The organism is Pseudomonas sp. TNT3, assembly GCF_010095445.2.
Lineage (GTDB): Bacteria > Pseudomonadota > Gammaproteobacteria > Pseudomonadales > Pseudomonadaceae > Aquipseudomonas.
This window is the reverse complement of record NZ_WFGV02000076.1, coordinates 1-20,180: the sequence shown is the minus strand read 5'-3', so window position 1 is coordinate 20,180 and position 20,180 is coordinate 1. Positions and strand designations below refer to the sequence as shown.

General features: G+C 61.7%; 18 protein-coding genes and 1 pseudogene. 7 read left to right on the top strand and 12 right to left on the bottom strand.

The features are described from left to right. On the bottom strand, positions 1–545 hold a 545-nt coding region (locus GBC55_RS27410; RefSeq protein ID WP_247267023.1), incomplete at its 3' end, for a flavodoxin family protein. A gap of 102 nt (positions 546–647) precedes the next feature. Here GBC55_RS27410 and GBC55_RS27405 point away from each other — a divergent pair. Both GBC55_RS27405 and GBC55_RS27400 read left to right on the top strand, forming a co-directional pair. Then, positions 648–950: a hypothetical protein gene (locus tag GBC55_RS27405; RefSeq protein WP_162440699.1), complete on the top strand. Its 303-nt coding sequence runs from the start codon at positions 648–650 to the stop codon at positions 948–950. Continuing rightward, positions 947–3,769 (top strand): winged helix-turn-helix domain-containing protein, encoded by a 2,823-nt coding sequence (locus GBC55_RS27400; protein ID WP_162440700.1) that lies wholly within the window; start codon positions 947–949, stop codon positions 3,767–3,769. Before GBC55_RS27405 ends, GBC55_RS27400 begins: the two co-directional genes overlap by 4 nt. Here the strand turns inward: GBC55_RS27400 and GBC55_RS27395 are convergent. Beyond that, complete coding sequence (locus tag GBC55_RS27395) at positions 3,734–5,218, bottom strand: winged helix-turn-helix domain-containing protein (RefSeq protein ID WP_162440701.1); 1,485 nt, start codon at positions 5,216–5,218, stop codon at positions 3,734–3,736. The two genes, GBC55_RS27400 and GBC55_RS27395, sit on opposite strands and share 36 nt — an antisense overlap. A 168-nt stretch (positions 5,219–5,386) precedes the next feature. After that, the gene (locus tag GBC55_RS27390) at positions 5,387–6,337 is read right to left on the bottom strand and encodes a GlxA family transcriptional regulator (protein ID WP_162440702.1); all 951 of its coding nucleotides are present in this window, start codon (positions 6,335–6,337) and stop codon (positions 5,387–5,389) included. 246 nt (positions 6,338–6,583) lie between these two features. Here GBC55_RS27390 and GBC55_RS27385 point away from each other — a divergent pair, with 246 nt between their 5' ends. Continuing rightward, positions 6,584–7,306, top strand: coding sequence for a pirin family protein (locus tag GBC55_RS27385; protein ID WP_162440703.1), 723 nt, complete (start codon positions 6,584–6,586; stop codon positions 7,304–7,306). 140 nt (positions 7,307–7,446) lie between these two features. On the opposite strand, the gene GBC55_RS27380 is transcribed toward GBC55_RS27385, so the two are convergent. Next, on the bottom strand, positions 7,447–8,322 hold the full coding sequence (locus GBC55_RS27380; protein ID WP_162440704.1) for a LysR family transcriptional regulator: 876 nt from the start codon (positions 8,320–8,322) through the stop codon (positions 7,447–7,449). Positions 8,323–8,435: 113 nt separating this feature from the next. Between GBC55_RS27380 and GBC55_RS27375 the strand changes: the two genes are divergently transcribed. Together GBC55_RS27375 and GBC55_RS27370 are read left to right on the top strand one after the other, a co-directional pair. Further along, a complete protein-coding gene (locus GBC55_RS27375) occupies positions 8,436–9,674 on the top strand; it encodes a YbfB/YjiJ family MFS transporter (RefSeq protein WP_162440705.1) in 1,239 nt (412 codons plus the stop codon). 109 nt (positions 9,675–9,783) lie between these two features. Beyond that, positions 9,784–10,782 (top strand): NAD(P)H-quinone oxidoreductase, encoded by a 999-nt coding sequence (locus GBC55_RS27370; RefSeq protein WP_162440706.1) that lies wholly within the window; start codon positions 9,784–9,786, stop codon positions 10,780–10,782. A gap of 312 nt (positions 10,783–11,094) precedes the next feature. Here GBC55_RS27370 and GBC55_RS27365 read toward each other — a convergent pair whose 3' ends face one another. Next, a complete protein-coding gene (locus tag GBC55_RS27365) occupies positions 11,095–12,111 on the bottom strand; it encodes a succinylglutamate desuccinylase/aspartoacylase family protein (protein ID WP_162440707.1) in 1,017 nt (338 codons plus the stop codon). Positions 12,112–12,273: 162 nt separating this feature from the next. Here GBC55_RS27365 and GBC55_RS27360 point away from each other — a divergent pair. After that, a pseudogene (locus tag GBC55_RS27360) lies at positions 12,274–12,759 on the top strand (TetR family transcriptional regulator C-terminal domain-containing protein); the annotation flags it as partial. On the opposite strand, the gene GBC55_RS27355 reads toward GBC55_RS27360, so the two are convergent. The 5 genes from GBC55_RS27355 to GBC55_RS29845 all read right to left on the bottom strand — a co-directional run bounded on the left by GBC55_RS27355 (position 12,715) and on the right by GBC55_RS29845 (position 18,094). Next, entirely contained in the window at positions 12,715–13,722 is a 1,008-nt protein-coding gene (locus GBC55_RS27355) for a DMT family transporter (protein ID WP_162440709.1), read from the bottom strand. The pseudogene GBC55_RS27360 and the gene GBC55_RS27355 overlap by 45 nt on opposite strands. Further along, complete coding sequence (locus tag GBC55_RS27350; RefSeq protein WP_162440710.1) at positions 13,722–14,420, bottom strand: ABC transporter permease subunit; 699 nt, start codon at positions 14,418–14,420, stop codon at positions 13,722–13,724. The genes GBC55_RS27355 and GBC55_RS27350 overlap by 1 nt, the downstream gene beginning before the upstream one ends. 5 nt (positions 14,421–14,425) lie before the next feature. After that, the gene (locus tag GBC55_RS27345; RefSeq protein WP_162440711.1) at positions 14,426–15,139 is read right to left on the bottom strand and encodes an ABC transporter permease subunit; all 714 of its coding nucleotides are present in this window, start codon (positions 15,137–15,139) and stop codon (positions 14,426–14,428) included. A gap of 144 nt (positions 15,140–15,283) precedes the next feature. Beyond that, complete coding sequence (locus tag GBC55_RS27340) at positions 15,284–16,066, bottom strand: transporter substrate-binding domain-containing protein (RefSeq protein WP_162440712.1); 783 nt, start codon at positions 16,064–16,066, stop codon at positions 15,284–15,286. 24 nt (positions 16,067–16,090) lie between these two features. Continuing rightward, positions 16,091–18,094 (bottom strand): aminotransferase class I/II-fold pyridoxal phosphate-dependent enzyme, encoded by a 2,004-nt coding sequence (locus GBC55_RS29845; RefSeq protein WP_162440713.1) that lies wholly within the window; start codon positions 18,092–18,094, stop codon positions 16,091–16,093. A gap of 18 nt (positions 18,095–18,112) precedes the next feature. On the opposite strand from GBC55_RS29845, the gene GBC55_RS27325 reads away from it, so the two are divergent. Continuing rightward, positions 18,113–18,298, top strand: coding sequence for a hypothetical protein (locus GBC55_RS27325; RefSeq protein ID WP_162440714.1), 186 nt, complete (start codon positions 18,113–18,115; stop codon positions 18,296–18,298). A 169-nt stretch (positions 18,299–18,467) separates the two neighbouring features. Here the strand turns inward: GBC55_RS27325 and GBC55_RS27320 are convergent, their stop codons facing one another. Together GBC55_RS27320 and GBC55_RS27315 are read right to left on the bottom strand one after the other, a co-directional pair. Beyond that, positions 18,468–19,100: a PQQ-binding-like beta-propeller repeat protein gene (locus GBC55_RS27320; protein ID WP_162440715.1), complete on the bottom strand. Its 633-nt coding sequence runs from the start codon at positions 19,098–19,100 to the stop codon at positions 18,468–18,470. A 35-nt stretch (positions 19,101–19,135) separates the two neighbouring features. Continuing rightward, positions 19,136–20,180 (bottom strand): helix-turn-helix domain-containing protein (locus GBC55_RS27315; protein WP_247267022.1); only part of this gene is annotated, 1,045 nt, incomplete at its 5' end.

Sequence of the window (20,180 nt, the reverse complement as noted above, 5' to 3'; positions counted from 1 at the left end):
AGGCGCGCCACGCGCTCGCCCAGATGCGCGGCGGTGCAGCGATCTTCAGGCGGTGGCGCCTGTTCGGGGGGTTGCTCGACGTTGGACTGGGCCATGGCGCCCAGCGAGCTGCCGAGGCGATTCATTTGCCCGTCGAACACCCCGGTGCCGGAGCGCGCGGGCAACAGGTCGAGGCCGACCCAGATCATCGAATGCTGCGCAGCGAAGACCGCCATCTGCAGCAAGGTGTTGAGTTTGTCGCCGCACAGGCTGCCGGAATTGGTGAAGCCGGCGGCAAGTTTGTCGCGCCAGGGTTGGGCCAGGTAGAACGCGGCCGTGGCGTCCATGAAGGCCTTGAAGGGCGCCGAGGCGCTGCCCATGTAAGTCGGGGCGCCGAAGATGATCGCATCGGCGCGGTGCAGACGGTCCCAGTGATCGTCCACCTCCTCCACCGGAACCAACTGGCAGGTACTGCCCAAATGCCGCTCCACGCCCAGCGCCACGGCTTCGGCCATGACCCGGGTGTGCCCGTAGCCGCTGTGATAGACCACCACCACATTGCTCATTCCGAGATTGCTCCAGACGCGTTGAATTCCTTTTCAGGCTGTGGGGTTGCTGGACGGTATCGGGCTGCCAAAGCCGTCACCGCAAAACCTGCAGGAGCCAAAATGATGCGCATCCGTAAACCGCAAAACCGTAGCCTCGCTGTTCACTCAGATCAGAGTTTTGGCCCTGGCACTCGCCGCGACGAGTTAAACGTTGTTAATTTTCAATCGCGCGCCAAACATCTGGACGCGCCGCTGACCACCGCTACGCTGAGTCAATACGGCGCCTGCGACAATTACGTGAAGGCGCCGGTCACGACGAACACCCGGGAGTCATCCAGCCCGCTCGTTGCACTGGCGACCAAACCTGAGGAATATGCTCGGAAACCGCGTACTAGACGGATGCAAGCAGGAGTGTCCCGTTGACCCTTTCCCCCACACAGGCCATCCATTTCGGCCCTTACCGGATCTACCCTGGACGACGTCTGGTGCTTGAGGCCGACCAGCCTCTGCGCCTGGGTCGGCGTGCCATGGATATCCTGTTGATTCTGCTGGAGCACGCAGGACAGGTGGTCAGCAAACAGGACCTGATCGCCGGGGTGTGGCCCAAAAGCGTCGTGGAAGACATCAACCTGCGGGTGCACATGGCGGCCCTGCGAAAAGCCCTTGGTGACGGTCAGGCCGGCCAGCGCTACATCATCACCGTTGCCCAGCGCGGGTACAGTTTTGTCGCGCCATTTTCCCTGGAGCAGGTCGAACCCCATCCCGTCGGTGAAGCGGTCGAACCCAGCCGCCATAACCTGCCCGTCCGTAACACCCGCCTGATCGGCCGCCAGACACTGGTCGACAGCCTGATGACGCAACTCGCGCGCCAGCGTTTCATTACCCTCGTCGGCCCGGGTGGTATCGGCAAGACGACCGTGGCCCTGCGCGTTGCCGAACAACTGATCGGGCGTTACCGCGACGGGATACGCCTGCTGGACCTGGCACCGATCAACGATCCGCTGATGATTACCGCGCACCTGGCCACGCTGCTCGATTTGTCCCTGCACGATGCCGAGCCGATGAGCGGCCTCGTGACGTTCCTGCGCGAGCGGCAAATGCTGCTGGTGATCGACAATTGCGAACACCTGATCGACGCTGTCGCACTGCTCTGCGAAGACATTCTGCGCGGCGCGCCTCAGGTGCACATCCTGGCCACCAGCCGGGAAGGTTTGCGGGCCGAGGGCGAGTTCGTTCAACGCCTGGAATCCCTGGACTGCCCGCCGCCGATTGCGGTGCTTGATCGAGACCAGGCGCTGACGTTTTCGGCGCTGCAATTGTTTGTCGAACGGGCCATGGCCAGCCACGACAGCTTCGAACTGACGGACGCCGACCTGCCGCTGTTGATCGACATCTGCCATCGCCTGGACGGCATTCCGTTCGCGATCGAACTGGCGGCGGCGCAAGTGGGTCGCTTCGGCCTGAGCGGTTTGCTGACCCAACTGCAGAGCAGTTTTCGCCTGCTGACTCAAGGCTCCCACCTGAGTCTGGCGCGCCATCAAACCTTGCGGGCGACCCTGGATTGGGGTTTCGAACTGCTCAGCCCCTGCGAGCAAACCTGCCTGCGTCGCCTCGGTGTGTTCAGGGGCGGTTTTACCCTGGAATCCGCGGCGGCCGTGATCGTCGGCGGACAGATCGAACCGTGCGAAGTGTTCGGCTCGATCACGCAACTGGTGGCCAAGTCCCTGCTGAATGTGGAGGTCGGTGACGAAGAGGTGTTCTACCGCCTGCTCGACACCACCCGGGGCTATGCGCTGGAAAAACTCGACCAGGCCCATGACTTGCCGGATACCCGCAAACGCCATGCCGAACGCTGTCTGGCGCTGATGAGCCAGGCCGCGCGAGACTGGGAGTTGATCCCGACAAACCTGTGGATCGAGCGCTACGCCCGAAGCCTGGCGGACATCCGCGCCGCCCTCGACTGGGGCCTTAACGCCGAGGGGCCCCAGGCGCTGGCCATCCAATTGACGGCGACCTCCACGCCGCTCTGGCAGGAACTGTCGCTGCTCAAGGAACACGGCACTTATGTGCGTAAGGCCCTGGCCCTGCTCGACGCTACGTCAGCGCCCTGCCCGCTGTTGCAGATGACCCTCAAGCTCGCACTCGGCAGTTCCTGCTACCACAGCCAGGGCGGTACGACCGAAACCATCGAAGCGTTCGTCAGCGCTCGATCCCTGGCCAGGCAGTGCAACGATGTGGCCGGCGAATTGCGGGCGGTGTCCGGGTACATGGCGGTCAACCTCAGTTGCGGCCACTATCAGATGGCGCTGGAGCAAAGTCAGCAATTCGACCGGTTGGGACTGCACGGCGAAGAAGTGTTGTCCCTGAGCACGCACCGTTTGCGCGTGCTGGCCCTGCACTTCGCCGGTAATCAGCGACTGGCGCGGGTAAACGCTGAACAGGTGATCCAGCGCATGGCCCAGAGCGGCCACCTCAACCGATTCACCCACGGCTTTGGCGTGCAATACGACCAGAGCGTGGCCTCGCTGACGATTCTGGCGCGCATCCTCTGGCTGCAAGGCCAGCCGGAACAAGCCTGGCGCACGGCCCGGCAGGCACTGGACATCGCGCTCCAGATCAATCACGGCACGTCCATCTGCTACACCCTGGCGCTGGCGGGCTGTCTGATCGCGCAGTACAACGGCGACACCGGCACTGCCCGCGAACTGTTGCGCCTACTGCTGGAGCAAGCCCAGAAGCATTCGGTCCAGCTGTTCTACAACTGGGCGCAACACTATGCGCAGGTGATCGGTGGTACCGGGGTCAAGGTCGTCCCGTTGCCCGGTGCCGGGCTGATCAACGAAATCATGGTGACGCTGGACACCGGGTGTGTGGATGAGGCGTTGGTGCTGAGGGCGAACACGGGGGCGGCCGGTTGGAGTACGGCGGAGATTTTAAGGGCCAGGGCATTGGCGTTGATGGCGGAGGATCAACCGACCGAAACCGCCGCCTGCAGCAGGGTTGAGACGGCCGAGACTATCTTGATCAGGGCGTTGAACGTGGCGCGCAGTCAGGGTGCGCTGGCGTGGGAACTGCGAAGCGCGACGGCCTTGGCACAGCTGTGGCAACGCCAGGGAAAACGGCTGCAAGCGCATGAATTGCTGTCGCCGATTTATGAGCGTTTCAGCGAAGGGTTTGCCACGCCGGACCTGGTCAACGTCCGGCAGTTACTCGACGAGCTCCAGGGGCACTTGCACGCCTGACACCCAGCGCGCCCTGCTCACGTAACGGGCGTAACGCGCCTCGAACAGACGCAGTTCGCCGCTGTGTTCGAGCTTCTCCAAGGCATAAGTGCGCGTGGTGTTGAGGAAGCGATAGCGCCCGGTGCCGTTGGTCCGCTCCAGAGACAGCAGCGATTGGGCGACAAGCCGGTCCATCAGCGCCTTCAAGCGGACGGGGTTCAGCACCTCGCAACTGATCACGCCGATGGCCGCATCGAGGGTGAACGACAGGTTGAACACGGCCAGGCGTTGCAACACGGTTTGCTCCGTCTGACTCAACCGTTCATAACTCCAGTCCAGCGCAGCTTTGAGGGTTTGATGCCGTGGCACGGCGGTGCGCCGCCCTTGGGTCAGTAGCTGGAAACAGTTATCCAGCTGAGCCTGCAACCCGACCAACGCCAGCGCATCGATTTGCGCCGCCGCCAGCTCGATGGCCAGCGGCAGTCCATCGAGACGCCGACAGATTTCACGGACCGCCTTGAGGTCCTGTTCACGCAGGACAAAGCCTTGCTGACGGGCACGGGCCCGGCTGACGAACAGCTGCACCGCCGAATAGCCCATGACCTCGGCAACGCTGTGCATCGCCGAGGCCGGTGGGACGGCCAGGGGTGGCAGGCGCTGGACGGTCTCCCCCGCCGCCAGCAAAGGTTCGCGGCTGGTGACCAGAATCGACAGTCGAGGCGCCGCCTGCAGCAAATCATCGACCAGCGTCCGGCAACGCTCCAGCAGGTGCTCGCAATTGTCGAACACCAGCAAGGCATGACGCTGGGCCAGGACATCCAGGGTTGTTCCGACTGGTAATTCAAGGCTTTGCGTCAACTGATCGACCACCCGCGCCGGGTCATCGATCACCGAGAAATCCACCCGCCAGACCCCATCTCGATAGTGCTGCAACAGCAGTTCGGCGACCCGCAAGGCCACGGTGGTCTTGCCGATACCTCCCGGGCCGACCAGGGTCATGAGACGCCGAACCGGCAACTGCCTGACCAGACTGCCAACAATCGAATCCCGCCCCGTCACCGGTGTAAGGCGCGCGGGCAAATTGTGCTGGGGGTTTTGCGCCGTCTCGAGCGAGACCAGCGCCTCCACACTCTCGGCCTGCACAGTGGCAACGAAGCTATAGCCGCGCTGAGGTACGTTGACGATGTAGCGGTGGCCGTTCTGTCCGTCGCCCAGCGCCCGACGCAACGCCGCGATGTGCACGCGCAGGCTGATTTCTTCGACCACGGAAGTCGGCCATACCCGGGCGATCAGCTCGTCTTTGCTGACCACGGTGCCGGCATGTTCGACCAGCACCTGTAAGATATCCAGCGCCCGACCGCCCATGCGCAAAGGCCGATCACCTTCCAGGATCAGCCGTTGTTGCAGGTGAAAGGCGTACGGGCCGAATCGCAGCACCGTATCGCTGTTCAAATCTCTGAGACTGTTCATGCACTTCACGTGCTGAAATCTGGTCCGGCGCGCCCATTGCACGCCTATCTAGATTCCCGCACCTCCATTGCAATTGGTTCTCATCTATCTTGGCAGGCATCGGTGACAGCACAACTGCGCAGATGGGAGCGTCACGGCCATCTCGGTGCGCACAACGGACAATTGCCCCTAGCTGAACTGCTCGCGGTACTGGGACGGGGTCAAACCGAGCTTTTCACTGAACAGGAAACGCATGTGTCGAACGCTGCCGAAGCCGCTTTTGAAAGCGATGGTCTTGAGCGGCAACTCACTGGTTTCCAACAGGTTTCTGGCATTGTCGATGCGTGCGCTCTGAAGGAATTCCATGGGCGTCATGTTTACGTCCCGGGCAAAGACCCTGGCGAAATGCCGTGGGCTCATGGCTGCCAGACTGGCCATGCAATCGATGCTGAAGGGCTTATCGAGGTGCTCAAGCACATGGTTCTGGACCCGTGTGATGGCAGTTTCGTGGGGAGCCACCGCCGCCATCAAGGGGCTGAACTGCGCCTGCCCTCCTTGGCGTTTCATCACCACCAACAGCACTTTCGCCACGTCCTGGGCGACTTTCTTGCCGTGATCTTCGGCCACCACAGCCAGTGCCAGATCGATGCCAGCGGTAACGCCTCCGGACGTGATGAGGTTGCGGTCTTGCACGTAGATCTGATCGGTCTCGACGGTTGCCTTGGGGAAGCCCTTGATCAGCCGTTCGGTGTAATGCCAGTGAGTGGTCACGCGATACCCGTCGAGCAAGCCGGCGTGCCCGAGCACGAAGGCACCGGTGCAGATCGACCCGTATCGACCGGCTCGACGGCTCGCGCCTCGAAGCCAGTCGAGCAACGGTGGGTGTTTTTCGTTGTAAGCGCCCGGACCACCGGGGACCAGCAGCAGGTCATAGCGGTCGCTCGCTTGATCGATGTGCACATCCGCCGTGATGTTGACGCCGTTGGAAGCCCGCAGTGCGCCATGCTCGGTGCCGATGGTCGACAGTTCATAACGTTGATCTTGCGCCAGGTATCGGTTGGCGATGGAAAACACCTCCATCGGGCCGGCCATGTCGAGCAGGAGAAAGTCGGGGAACAGCACCATTGCCACTGTTTTCATGGGATGGATTTCTTTGAGGTCGATAAAAAGGAACGGGTAATACGCCGCCTCCTGAGGAGCTTGAACGAGCGCTTGTCATTATGGCCAAGTGCGGCGCAGACGTTGGATAAGAATAGGTGATGCACCGCACATTACTGTCAACCTCAAAGGGACAGTGTTTCAATTTTCATCTACTTATTGCATCCGCCAGTAACCATTAACCTCTCCTCACTCGGACGAATCAACGTCCACACAGGAGAATTCATCATGCTGACCCTTCGCAAAGCTTCCGATCGCGGCTTGGCCAATCACGGTTGGTTGAAGTCCTTCCACACCTTTTCCTTTGCCAACTACCGCAACCCCAAAGAGCAGGGTTTTTCCGACCTGCTGGTGATCAACGATGACCGTGTGGCGGCCGGTAAAGGCTTTGGCCAGCACCCCCATCGCGACATGGAAATTTTCTCCTATGTGCTCGAAGGTGCACTGGAACACAAGGACACCCTGGGCACCGGTTCGGTGATTCGCCCTGGCGATGTGCAGTTGATGAGTGCCGGCAACGGCGTCGCCCACAGTGAATACAACCACTCGGCGACACGCCCGGTGCACTTTTTGCAAATCTGGATCGTGCCGGACGTCAGCGGCGCCAAACCGCGTTATCAGCAGGAGCATTTCAGCACGCAGAAAAAACGCGGACGCTTGCAGCTGATCATTTCGCCGGATGGGAGCAACGGCTCGCTGAAGGTGCGTCAGGATGCACGGGTGTACGCCGCGCTGATCGACGGCAAGGAGAGCGCCACCCTCGAGTTGGCCGCCAATCGATACGCCTATGTGCATGTAGCCAGTGGCAGTGTCGAGCTCAACGGCATGCCGTTGCAGGAAGGCGATGGCGTGCGGGTTCGCAATGAGCAGGTGTTGACGTTGAGCAATGGCGTGGATGCCGAAGTACTGGTGTTTGATTTGCGGCCGCAGGAATTACCTGAAATGCCGTAAGCCCCCTGCGTTTCCCTGTAGCAGCTGCCGAGGTACGAGGCTGCGTTGCGTGTCCGCAGGACCGCCCTTTGGGGGCCGCTGCGCAGCCCGACGCAGCCTCGTACCTCGGCAGCTGCTACAGGGATTTGGGGATTTGTTTGTTACTCACCACTCCCGGAAAAACCCGCAACCACTTCTTCGATGACCGCACGCACCCGTGCGGTATGTCGCAGATCCGCATGGGTGACCAGCCACACGTCGTAGGGCACCGGTCGTGTGCGCTCCGGCCACACCCGCACCAGCCCGTCCCTTTCTCCCATGTACACCGGAATTTCCCCTAGCCCGATTCCCGCGGCAATGGAACGGCGCACCAACAGGCCGGAACTCAGGCTTGAGACGATGCGCCCGCGGGTCACCGGTTCAGACACCAGCGTCATGTCCTTGTTGCCCTGCAAATACGGCTGGTACACCACCAGGTCATGCCCCTCGAACGCCGAACCCGGTTGCGGCAGGCCATGGGTATCGACATAGGCTTGCGACGCAAATAGCCCCACCGGCCACCGGGCAATTCGCCGGGCAATCAGGTCAGGGTTCTCCGGCCGGGTGTTACGCACAGCGATGTCGGCCTCGCGCTTGGCCAAACTTAGAATCTGCGTGGAAGCGTCCAGTTGCACCCGCACGTCGGGGTGCAGGGCGTGCAACCGGGCAATCGCCGGGATCAGAAAGTCGATGGCCAGAGAGTCGGTGGTGCTGACCCGAACTGTGCCCGTCAGCCGGTCATCCAGTCCTTGAATCTGACGTTGCAGCTGCAGTGCTGAATGCTCCATTTTTTCCACGGCCTGCAACGCCGCTTCGCCAACTGCCGTCAGCACGTATCCCTCTGAGGTGCGCAAAAACAACGTTGCGCTCAAGGACTTTTCCAGCGACGTAATACGACGGCCGACGGTGGCCTGATCGACCCCCAATACCCGCGCCGCGCCCCTGAGCGTCAACTCCCGGCACACCGCGAGGAACACCCGCGCGTCATCCCAATTCATAACCACTCCCCCGCTGATGCATCGATGCATCACGATAACGCAGAATCGCTGCGTTATTGCATCAAAGATCCGGGATAGGCTGAAGGCCGGAAGAACCTCTCAGGACATTTGCCATGCACAATTCATCGAGTCACCCGCCGAGTGCGATCTGGCTGCCGATCTTCGCCGGTCTCTGCGCCAGCCTGGTCAGCATCGGCCTGGCGCGGTTTGCCTATACGCCATTGATTCCTTCGTTGATTGGGGCGCACTGGTTTTCGGCCAGTGACGTGGTTTACCTCGGTGCCGCCAACCTCGTGGGCTACTTGATCGGCGCGCTGATCGGCCGACCGCTGGCCCATCGCACGTCCAACAAAAGCGCGCAGCGGCTGATGATGCTTATCGTCACCCTGTCGTTTTTCGCCTGTGGTTTCCCGTTGTCAGTGAGCTGGTTCTTCGGCTGGCGCCTGCTGTCGGGCGTTGCCGGTGGCGCGATCATGGTGCTGGTGGCCGCAACTGTGTTGCCGCACGTACCGGCAGCCCGTCGAGGACTGGCCAGCGGGGCGATTTTTCTGGGCATCGGCTTGGGCATTGCGGGTTCCGGGACCCTTGTGCCGCCGCTGCTGAGCCTGGGTTTGCAGCAAACCTGGTTCGGCCTTGGCGCGTTGGCCCTGGTGCTGACGGCAGCAAGCTGGTTTGGCTGGCCGTCGGATACTCACGCAGCAAGCGTATTGCCCTCGATCAACGAGACGAGGCACCCGACGGATAGGGGCGTGTACCTGTTGTTTGCCCAGTACGCCTTCATGGCCGCCGGGCTGGTGCCGGCGATGGTGTTCCTGGTCGACTACGTGGCTCGCGGGCTGGGTGCCGGACCGCATGTCGGTGCGCTGATCTGGGTCATGTACGGCCTCGGCGCGATAATCGGCCCGGTGAGCTATGGTTTTCTCGCGGATCAACTGGGGGCGAAGGTGAGTATTCGCCTGGTGCTGGTGGTGCAGGCGATTGCTGTGGGGCTGCTGTCGATCTCCAGCTCGTTCACGACCCTCGCGGTACTGGCGGTGATTCTCGGTTCATTCCCGCCAGGCATTGTTCCACTGGCGCTGGCCCGGGTGCATGAGTTGATCCCGAGCCATCATCAACAGCAGGTTGCCTGGAGTCGCGCAACGGTGTCATTCGCAACGTTCCAGGCGATTGCAGGGTTTGCGTACTCGGCGTTGTTCAATGTGAGCGGCGGCCATCACGCGGTGTTGTTCGAGATTGCGGCGGGGGCCATTGTGGTGGCGTTGTTGCTGGAGGTTTTGACGATCAAAAGATCGCAGCCTCGCTTCGCTCGACAGCTCCTACAGGATAACGTCAATCCTTGCCGCCCCCTGTAGACCTGTAGACCCGTAGGAGCTGTCGAGTGAAACGAGGCTGCGATCTTTTGACCTCCCCCACAAATACACGGTCCCATTTATTGTAAACCTTCAAATCAGGACAGCAAAAATGACCTTGCCCCAGACCATGACCTTGATCGAAATCACCGAACCAGGCGGCCCGGAGGTCTTGAAACCCCGGCAGGAACCCGTGCCGACCGCCGGTGCCGGTGAAGTGCTGATTCGCGTACACGCGGCCGGCGTCAACCGTCCTGACGTGATTCAGCGTGCGGGCAAATACCCGATGAAGCCCGGCATGAGCCCGATCCCGGGCCTGGAAGTGGCCGGCGAAGTGGTAGCCATCGGCGCGGGCGTCAGTGAGTTCATCGTCGGCGATAAGGTCTGTGCGCTGACCAATGGCGGCGGTTATGCGCAATTCTGCGTCGCACCGGCCAGCCAGACACTGCCGATTCCTCAGGGCATGGATTGGGTCCACGCGGCGGCGGTGCCGGAAACGTTCTTCACGGTGTGGGCCAACCTGTTCGACATCGGCGGTGCCAGCAAAGGCCAGCGCGCTTTGGTCCATGGCGGCACCAGCGGTATTGGCACGACTGCATTGATGCTGTGTCGCGAATTCGGCGTCAAGGCGTTCGCCACGGCGGGCAGTGAAGAAAAGTGTGCAGCAATCCGCACGTTGGGGGCCGAGGCGATCAACTACCGCGACCAGGATTTCGTCCAGGTCGTGCAGGACAAAACCGCTGGCAAGGGCGTCAACGTGATCCTCGACATCATGGGCGGCTCGTACCTGAATCAGAACATCGCGGCACTGGGCATGGAGGGTCGACTGGTGATGCTGGGTTTTCTGGGGGGTGCCCATGCCAAGGACGTCGATCTCATGGCCATTTTGGGCAAGCGCGCGACCATCACCGGCTCCCTGATGCGCTCGCGTACCCGCGAAGAAAAAGCCTCGATTGCCGAACAGCTGCGCGAATACGTCTGGCCTGTTCTGGCTGCTGGACGCTGCCTGCCCATAATCGACAAGGTCTACCCGCTGGCCGACGCCGCACAGGCCCATGCGCGAATGGAAGCCGGTGATCACATCGGCAAGATCGTGTTGCAGGTGCAGTAATCGCGCGCCCTGTAGCAGCTGCCGAGGCACGAGGCTGCGTCGGGCTGCGCAGCGGCCCCCGGGGGCGGTCCTGCGGACACGCAACGCAGCCTCGTACCTCGGCAGCTGCTACAGGGGAATTAACAGGATTCAGAATCGGGAGATACCTTCAATCGCCGCCATGAGCCCACTTTTTACAAACGACGTGATCGCGCTCTTTGTAGCAGCTGCCGAGGCACGAGGCTGCGTCGGGCTGCGCAGCGGCCCCCGGGGCGGTCCTGCGGACACGCAACGCAGCCTCGTGCCTCGGCAGCTGCTGCAAAAGAAAAGGCGTCAGTTCGGATCCAGCAATCCGCCACGCCAATGGCGCGACACCCGGCTGCCGGTGAACTTCGCCACGACCATGCCCTGGGACACCATCCGATCGCGATAGCGCGTCACCATCCGTCCCGCTTGCTCGGCCACCAACACCACCTCTGACGACGGATCCCCGGGACGCCGCAGAATCCGGGCAAAGCGCTGCCCTTCCTCGACAAAATCTCCCAAGTCCTTTTCAAAGATCAGCACCCCTGGCTGCGGTGCCAGAATGGTTTCCATCTGCCCCATTTCCATCACTTCGACAGGCCAGTCACCCAGTGTCAGCGCCTCATCGATGACCCCGTAACTGCACAACCAGGCATAGAGCCCGTCGGCATCCTGCTCGGCAAACCGGTCGCTGACATCGCCCTGCCCGCGCAGCTCCAGCGTCGCCGCCATTTGCCGCTCGCTGACGCCCTTTCGCAGCCAGGGCGCAATGATGCTTTCCTCGAAGGAACCATCACCGCCGTCGTCCCAGATGATCGCCACGTCCATTTTCATCGCAGCCGCCAATTCACGGCCACGGGGCCAGAAACTGCGGTGCACATAGAGATACGGCAGCGCCTCGTCATCGGTGTGCAGGTCGAGCATGACATCTGCGCTGGAGGCCAGTTGCACCAGACTTTTCTGCCATTCCTGAATGTTCGTCGAAGGTGGATTCATCGCTGCGGACTGGTCGAACCCGCGGTTGAAGTTATGGCCGGTCGCGTCGTGGAATCGGCCCAGCAGACGTCCCTGACGAAACTGCCCGATACCCAGCGGATTGGCCTGGGGCACCACTGTCACCTGGCTCTTGAGCCGACCTTCGGCCTCGGCCACTTGCAGGCGTTGCATCAACAGGTGCAACACCAGCATCCCGGCGATCTCATCGGCATGCACCCCGGCTTGCAGGTGCACCTTGGGGCCACTGCCATCGCCCTCGAAACGCCAGGCACCCACCCGCAGCGGGTCGCCGTTGTTGCTACGAACGTTGAACGAAATATCCTGCGCCATCCGCGTGCCCTCCCGTCATGACCGTTAAAAACCCGTGCATCGCCGCTGGTGATTGAACAGACGTTCAACTAAGCTCGCGAACGAGTAACCGCACCCAAGGACGTCCCTGTGACCACTACCGCTCCGAAAAACCGCCGCGCCGAACCGGACGAGCGCCGCGAAATGCTGGTGGCTGCCACGTTGCGTTGCCTGGTCCGTGACGGGCATGCCGGTATCTCCGTGCGCCGCATCGCCACCGAGGCCGGCGTGTCCGTTGGCTTGCTCAACCATCATTTCGGCAGCATCGATGCGTTGATCGCCGACACCTATCAGAAGCTCGCGAGCGAACTGACCACGGCCCTGCTTCAGGAAATCGAGCAGGCCGACACGCCGGCCGCGAGGATGGACGCGTTCCTGACCGGTTCATTTGCACCACGGGTCATGGACCCCGATTTGCTCGGCGCATGGGTGGTGTTCTGGAGCCTGATTCGCCATTCCGAACACGTCAGCCAGTCTCACGAAAAAAGCTACCGCGCCTACCTCGACTTGCTCCGCCAACTCCTGGATGACCTGGCTGCCAGCGAAGGCTTTGTGATTCACGACACTCACCTGGCCGCCATCGGCCTATCGGCGATGCTCGACGGACTCTGGATCGAGTGGTGCCTCAACCCCGAAACCTTCAGTCCCGCCAACGGGCTCCACATCTGTCGCTGCTGGATAAAGGGGTTGCGTCACGGAGCATTCAGCACCGACGACGTCCTGTGAGGCGTGTCGCCCGAAGATCATCGCCAGGGTGCCACTGACCGCGATCAGCCCGGCGCCGATCATCAGTGACACATCCATCACCGTGCCCCAGATCAGGCTCGACAACAGGAACGCCCAGATCAGCCCGGTGTACTCGAACGGCGCCAGCAACGTCGCCGTGGCCCGCCGGAAACTCGCAAACAACAGGTACTGACCGATACCGCCGACCAGGCCCGCCGCGAGCATCCCCAGCCAGGCCGGGGTCGGCGACGGCGTGTGGGTCCAGGGCAGCGCCACGGTCATGCAGATCACAAACACCACGTTGGTGATGAGCATTTGCTCCAGCACCGACGTCTGGTCATCCACCTGCCGCAACTGGATGTAGGTGAAGGCCCAGCACATGGCCGCCAGCAGCGTCAGCACCACCGGCAACGGCTCGGCGATGTTGCTGGGGCGACAGGCGATGATCACCCCGACAAATCCGACGATCAGGGTGAACCACTGCCAGCCGTTCGCGCGCTCCTTGAGGAACACCGCCGCCAACACCGTGACCATGATCGGCGCCGAGAAATACAGCGTGGTCATCTCCGCCAGCGACAGGTCCCGGGCCGCCGTGTAATACAGCACCCAGGCGACAATCGACAGCAAACCACGCTGCACCAGCAGACGTCGGCTCGGCGAGCGCCAGGCTTTTTGCACCAGCCGCAAACGCCCCGCCACCAGGCACACAAACACCACGAACAAGCTGCGCCAGAACAGGATGGTGACCACCGAATAATCGGCCACCAGCCACTTGATCACGGCGTCCTGCAACGCCAGGAACGCATAGCCCAAGGTGCACAGACCAATACCTTGCAACGACCGGTCGACCGTCCCTGGCGTGCTCATCACACGGACCTGCGCACTGGCGTTCCCCGACGCTCGAAGAAGGCGAATAGCGCCTCGATCAGGAACGTCAGGCAGACATACACACCAGCGACCAGCAACAGCGGCTCGTACACTTGCAGGGTTTGCGCGCGTACCACGTTGGCCGCACCCAGCAGGTCGATGATCGCGATGGTCGACGCCAGCGCCGTGGATTTGAGCAGCATCACGGTCTCCCCGGCGAGGGTCGGCAACAGCAACCGCATCGCCCGGGGCAAGCGTACCCGCAACAAAGCCTGGCGTTGGGTCATGCCGAAGGCCGACGCGGCTTCCATTTCGCCTTTGGGCACTGCCAGCAGCCCACCGCGAATGACTTCACCGACATACGCACCCACCGACAGCACCAGCGCGAAGACGATGTACCAGTAGCCGTCACGCAGGTACGGCCAGAAGAAACTGCCACGGATCAGCGGAAACTGGGCAAACAGGCTGCCGAGCCCGTAGTAGAAAATGTAGATCTGGATCAGCAGCGGCGTGCCACGCAACACGCTGGTGTAGAACAGGCTGGCCCTTGCGATCACTTTGTTCTTCGAGATCCGCGCCAGCGCCACCAGCACCGCCAGCACGAAACCGAACACCATGGAGATCAGCAAAATGGTGATGGTCGTTTGCAGACCTCGACCCAACAGGGCCGCGTATTCAACTATCCACGCTGGAATCATTTCATTCACTCAGCCAAAGGCATCCAGCGACGGATGCGTCGTTCAAGTCGTCCGGACAGGTAATTGGACGCCAGCGTCACCACGTAATACATCGCCGCAGCCGTGAGGTAGAACAACAGGTAGTGACGGGTCGAACCCGCGCCTTGCTTGGCGGTGTACAGCAGTTCGTTGGTGCCGACCACGCTGATCAGGGCACTGTCCTTGATCAGGTTGATCCACAGGTTCGCCATTCCGGCCATCGCGTAAGGCGCCATGATCGGCAACGTGACACGGCGGAACAGCCCGAAACCGCTGAGGCCAAACGCCCTCGCCGCTTCGATCTGGCCATAGGGAATGGCCTGGATCGCCGCGCGGAAAATTTCCGAAGCGTAAGCCCCCTGAACCAGCCCCAGCACCAGGATCGCGGCCAGTGGACCACTGACGTTGACGGCGTCGTAACCCATCTTGGCCATCAGTGAATTGAGGAGCATGGAACCGACGTAGTACAGCAACAGAATCAGCAGCAACTCGGGAATCGCACGGAATAATGTGGTGTAGCCGCGCATCAGCGCCGCGATCGGTTTGGGCGCGCCCAACTTGAGACAAGCCACCACCAGGCCGATGAACAGCCCGACAACAAATGCCCCTGCGGAGATCTGCAGGGTCATCAACAAACCCTTCAGTAGCGCACCACCCCATCCTTGTTCGGTGAAATTGATCAAAGCGAACATTTCCGGCATTTCGGTCTCCAGTCACCATCTCGCCCTTGTGGGAGCGTGGCTTGCCCGCGATGCTTTTTGGCGGCCTCAACGGCCTCATCGCGGGCAAGCCCGGCTCCCACAAGGATCAGCGTTTCCCATGGGATATGCGTTTCAGCCTGGGACTCAGAAAGCAGGTTTCACGCTGGTGCCGAAGTAGTTCTGGGAGAGGTCGTCATAGTCCTTGCTCGCCAGCAGTGCGGTGATCGCCTTGTCCAGTCGGGCCTTGAGCTCGGTGTCGTCCTTGCGCAGACCGGCACCGACACCTTTGCCGAAGATCGGGTCGTAGGGCACTGTGCCGAGGAATTCGAGGTTGCTGGCGTCCGGCGTTTTGACGAACTCGGTCATGGCTGTGCCGTCCGCCATCATCAGGTCGATGCGACCGGCGATCAGGTCCGCGTTGGCCGAATCCTGGGTGTCGTAATACTTCACGTCGGCGATTTTTTCGTAGTAGGCCTTCAGGTAGCTGGCGCTGACCGTGGAGTTCTGCACGCCGATGATCTTGCCCTTCAGGTCATCCGGGTACTTGCTCACCTTGGTGCCCTTGGGGCCGACAATCGCGACAAGCGAATCGTAGTAAGCCCGGCTGAAAGCGATCTGTTTTTCGCGTTCTGCGGTCACGGACATCGAGGAGAAAATCACGTCGATCTTCTTCGCCAGCAACGATGGAATGATCCCGTCCCACGCCACTTCCTTGATCTCGCACTCGGCTTTCATTTCGGTGCAGAGCTTGTGGATCAGGTCGACTTCAAACCCTTTCCATTCACCGTTGGCCTGCTTCTCGGTGTACGGCGGATAGGGTTCAGCCGCGACCGCGAACCTGATCGGCTGAGCCTGAGCGTTGCTGATGCCGGCCAGCAGAACGCAAGCCACGCCGGTCATCCAGTTTGCCAAACGTCGATTTCCCATGATGTTTTCCCGTCTTGTTATGTATTAGCGAGTTTGATGAGCGTTGACGAATTGTCGGCAGCGCTCGCTGCGTGGGTGTACGAACACTTCGTCCGGCGAACCGGTTTCCTCGATCAGCCCTTGATGCAAAAAGGCGACTTTGGAGGAGACATCACGTGCGAAGGCCATCTCATGAGTGACCAGGATCATGGTCCGGCCTTCTTCGGCGAGGGAGCGAATCACCCGGAGCACTTCGCCGACCAGTTCCGGGTCGAGTGCCGATGTGGGCTCATCGAACAGCATGACTTTGGGGCGCATGGCCAGGGCCCGGGCAATGGCGACGCGTTGTTGCTGCCCCCCGGAGAGAAACGCCGGGTACTCGTTGCGCTTGGCCGCAAGCCCTACACGTTCGAGCAAGGCTTCGGCGCGCTCGGTCGCCTCCGCCCGGCTTTCACGCAAGACCTGGGTCGGCGCTTCGATGAGGTTTTCCAGCACCGTGCGATGGGGCCAGAGGTTGAAGTTCTGGAACACCATGCCCAGGCTCGAGCGAATCCGCACCAGCTGCTTGGCATCGGAAACCAAAGGCGCGCCAGGGCGATTCTGGTTCAGGTGAATGCTTTCACCGTCCACCAGAATGCGTCCCTGGTCCGGTATTTCGAGCATGTTGATGCAACGCAGCAAGGTACTTTTGCCCGAGCCGCTGGCACCAATCAGGGAGATCACTTCACCTTCGCGCGCCGTCAACGAGACGCCTTTGAGCACTTCGATATTGCCGAAGCGTTTGTGCAGGCGATCGACTTCGATCATGGTCTTGCACGAGGCTGGTTCGATAGTCGCTTCGCAGGTCACGCGGGAGATCACGGGCCGAGGCGCTTCACCGTTCAGCACCAGGACAAACTTGCGAATCCGCTGGCAGGCCTGGGCCAGTCGCTCTTCGCCAAGGGTGAACGAGAGCCGTACAAAGCCCTGCGCCGGTTCACCGAACGCTGCCGCATCCAGCACCGAAACATGCGCTTCGCGCAGCAGGCGCCAGGCGAATTCGAGCGACGTCAGGCCGGTGTTGCGCACGTCTATCAGCACGAACATGCCAGCGTCGGGTTTGAGCACCGAAATGCCCGGGCAGTCCGCCAGGCTGTTCACCACCAGGTCGCGACGGCGGCGATAGATGTCGCGCATGCCGTGGGTGACGTCGGTATGGGCCTGCACCGCCTTGAGTGCCGCCTCCATGACAAACCCCGGCAAGCCATAAAGCATGCTCAGCACCAGGTTTTCGACGTGGCCCACCAGGGTTTCATTGGCGACGATCCAGCCGATGCGCCAGCCGGTCATGGCGTGGGATTTCGACAGGCTGCCGATCACCACGCAACGCTCGGCCATACCCGGCAACGCCGCCAGGCTCAAGTGCTCGCGCTCGAACGCCAGGCTTTCATAGACCTCATCCACCACGACCCAGAGGTCATGGACAATGGCCAGTTCGGCAATGGCTTGCAGCTCTTCGCGGTTGAGCACCACGCCGGTGGGGTTATTGGGGTTGGAGAGGAAAATCGCCTTGGTGCGCGGGGTGATGGCTTTGGCCAACACTGCGGCGTCGAGCCGGAAACCGGAGTCCGCCGTACACGGGACGCGAACCAGTGTGGCGCCTGAGGCCTTGAGCGTGGCCTCGTAGGTGACGTACATCGGGTCGAGGGCGATCACTTCATCGCCACTCGTCAACAAGCACAGCGAGGCGGCGAACAGTGCGTTCTGCGCCCCCGCCGTCAGGATGACGTCAGGCGCATGTACTTCGCGGTGGAGCAAGGTGGTGTAGCGGGCGGCGATGGCTTCGCGCAAGGCCAGGCGGCCGGCGATTTCGGTGTAGTGAGTGTCGCCCTCGCGCAGGGCGTGAATGGCGGCGTCGGTGATGAAATCAGGGGTGGGGAAATCCGGGTCGCCGACGCTGAGAATGATCACATCCTCGCCACGGCGCTGGGCTTCGTACGCCGCGTAGTGGATATCCCAAGCGGCAACGCCGTCGCCCGTAATCCGTTCAACAAAGGGTGAAAACCGCATGCAAGTGCCTCGTTCAAAATGAAGAAACGCAAGCCCGCGCTACCAGCCGGGGAAGTGGGAACCAACATAGTCGAAGCTGAACAGTCGTTCAACAGAAAAGTCACGGTGGTTCGCGTTCAGCGCAAACAGGTCGTTTTCACGACAGTCATGCCGTTTATCGGACAGGAGGATCGGGTTGGATTTTTGAATGAGGAAGTGCGGTGAGTGCTGTTGTGGCAGGTGGCAAAGTTTTGATTTTGCAACGTCTGTGAGGGCCTCATCGCGAGCAGGCTCACTCCTACAGGGATCTCCAGTGAATACACATTTCGTGTACAACAAGATCCCCTGTAGGAGTGAGCCTGCTCGCGATGGGGCCCTCACATTCAAGACATATCTATCGTGGCCGACGAACAACCCTCACCTTCGCACTGCCTCCGCCGCCACAGAAAAATCGCTCGCCGCCATCCGATTCAAGCCCCGATACGCCAACGCCGTCCGGCAGCCTGGCGCTCTCCAGGACTTCACCCGTCGTGGCGTCAATATGGCGCAACTCGCTTTCATCGCCCTCCCACGTCCCATGCCAAAGCTGACCTTCGACCCAGGTCACACCGGTGACGAAACGGTTCGATTCCAGGGTGCGCAAGATGGCCCCGCTCTCGGGGTCGATCCGGTGAATCTTGCGCTCACGGTACTCACCGACCCACAGCGAACCTTCGGCCCAGGTCAGGCCAGAGTCGTTGCCACCCCCCGGCGCCGGGATGGTGTTGAGCACCTGACCGGTGTGCGGGTCAATCTTCTGGATGCGGTCTTCGGCGAGCTGGTACAGATGCTCACCGTCGAAGGCCGTACCGGCGTGGGCGGCGACATCAATCGAGCGCACGGTCTGGCCGTTCGCTGGGTCGAGCGCGGTGAGTTTTTCACCGACGGCAAACCAGACATGCTGACCGTCCCAGGTCACGCCGTGCACCTTGTCGACACCTGGAAACGGTCCATATTCACGGAGAATTTCAGCGGTTGAATGTTTCATGTTCGGATCCTCTTCGCGGGTTGGTGACGTTCATCCTAATCACCGGGAAGTGGTGCCGGGAGTAACAAGGTCGTCGCGAAACCCGGCACCGGCGGCGTCATCCAGCGACAGGCGCGACCATGACCGAACGACTGCACCTTGCCTGTCGCCGAGAGCTTGTCGAGCGTACGCTGCACCGTGCGCTGATTGGCGCCAAGCGCCAGTGCCAGGGCTGAACTGGACCAGGACTCACCGTCCGCGAGGCAGGCGAACACTGACGCGTACTTCTCCTCAACGGGCGGCGCGAGCAGGACTGCCTCAGATGAAACCAGCGGCACCAGCACAAATCCGCGTTTGGTCGCGCTCACCCCGGCCAGGGGTTTGAGTGCGACGCGCAGTCGTCCGATTTCAACGCGCAATCGTGCGCGAAGGGATTCATCGGCAAGCTTCAATCGGAAGGCCCGGGCAATGAGCACTTCTCTGGACACATCGCCTGGCCAGGCTTCGGCCAGTACCCGAACCAGGGAAAACAGCACCGGGCGCGTGGCCAGGGACACCGACATGCCAACACCGCGCACAATCGATCGGCAGGCATCCACGACCAGCACGGTCGAACCGAGCAAGGCCTCCACTTCATCCAGCAGGATCGGCCGTTCCGCGCCCCGGGCGATCAGCAGCGCAACAGGGGTGTCGAGCACGAGCGCGGCGTTTTCCACTTCGGCTGTCAGTGCCGTAATGCCAGCCTCATGAGCCGCATTGGCAGCCCGTGTGAGCGCCGCACGCGCCTTGTCGGTGTGCAGTCGCCGGATCGCAATGCCTGCGACGACCAGTTCATGGGCAGCCCTCAACGCGGGAGGCAATGGCGCCGGGTCGAGGTCTGCGAGTAATCCCTGGGCGTCATCGAGCTGCCCGACCAGTAACAAACGCCGAATCTGCAGATACCGTGCATGGGCTGCGTTGGTCCGGTCACCCTGAGCCTCCAGCACGACCCGCGCCGCTTCCAGTGCCTTGGTCGGCCACCCCAGGTCCCGGGAGGCCAGCGCGATTTCGGCCTCGGCAACCAGACAGCGCGCACGGGCCAACGCTTCCTTCGGCCCGAAC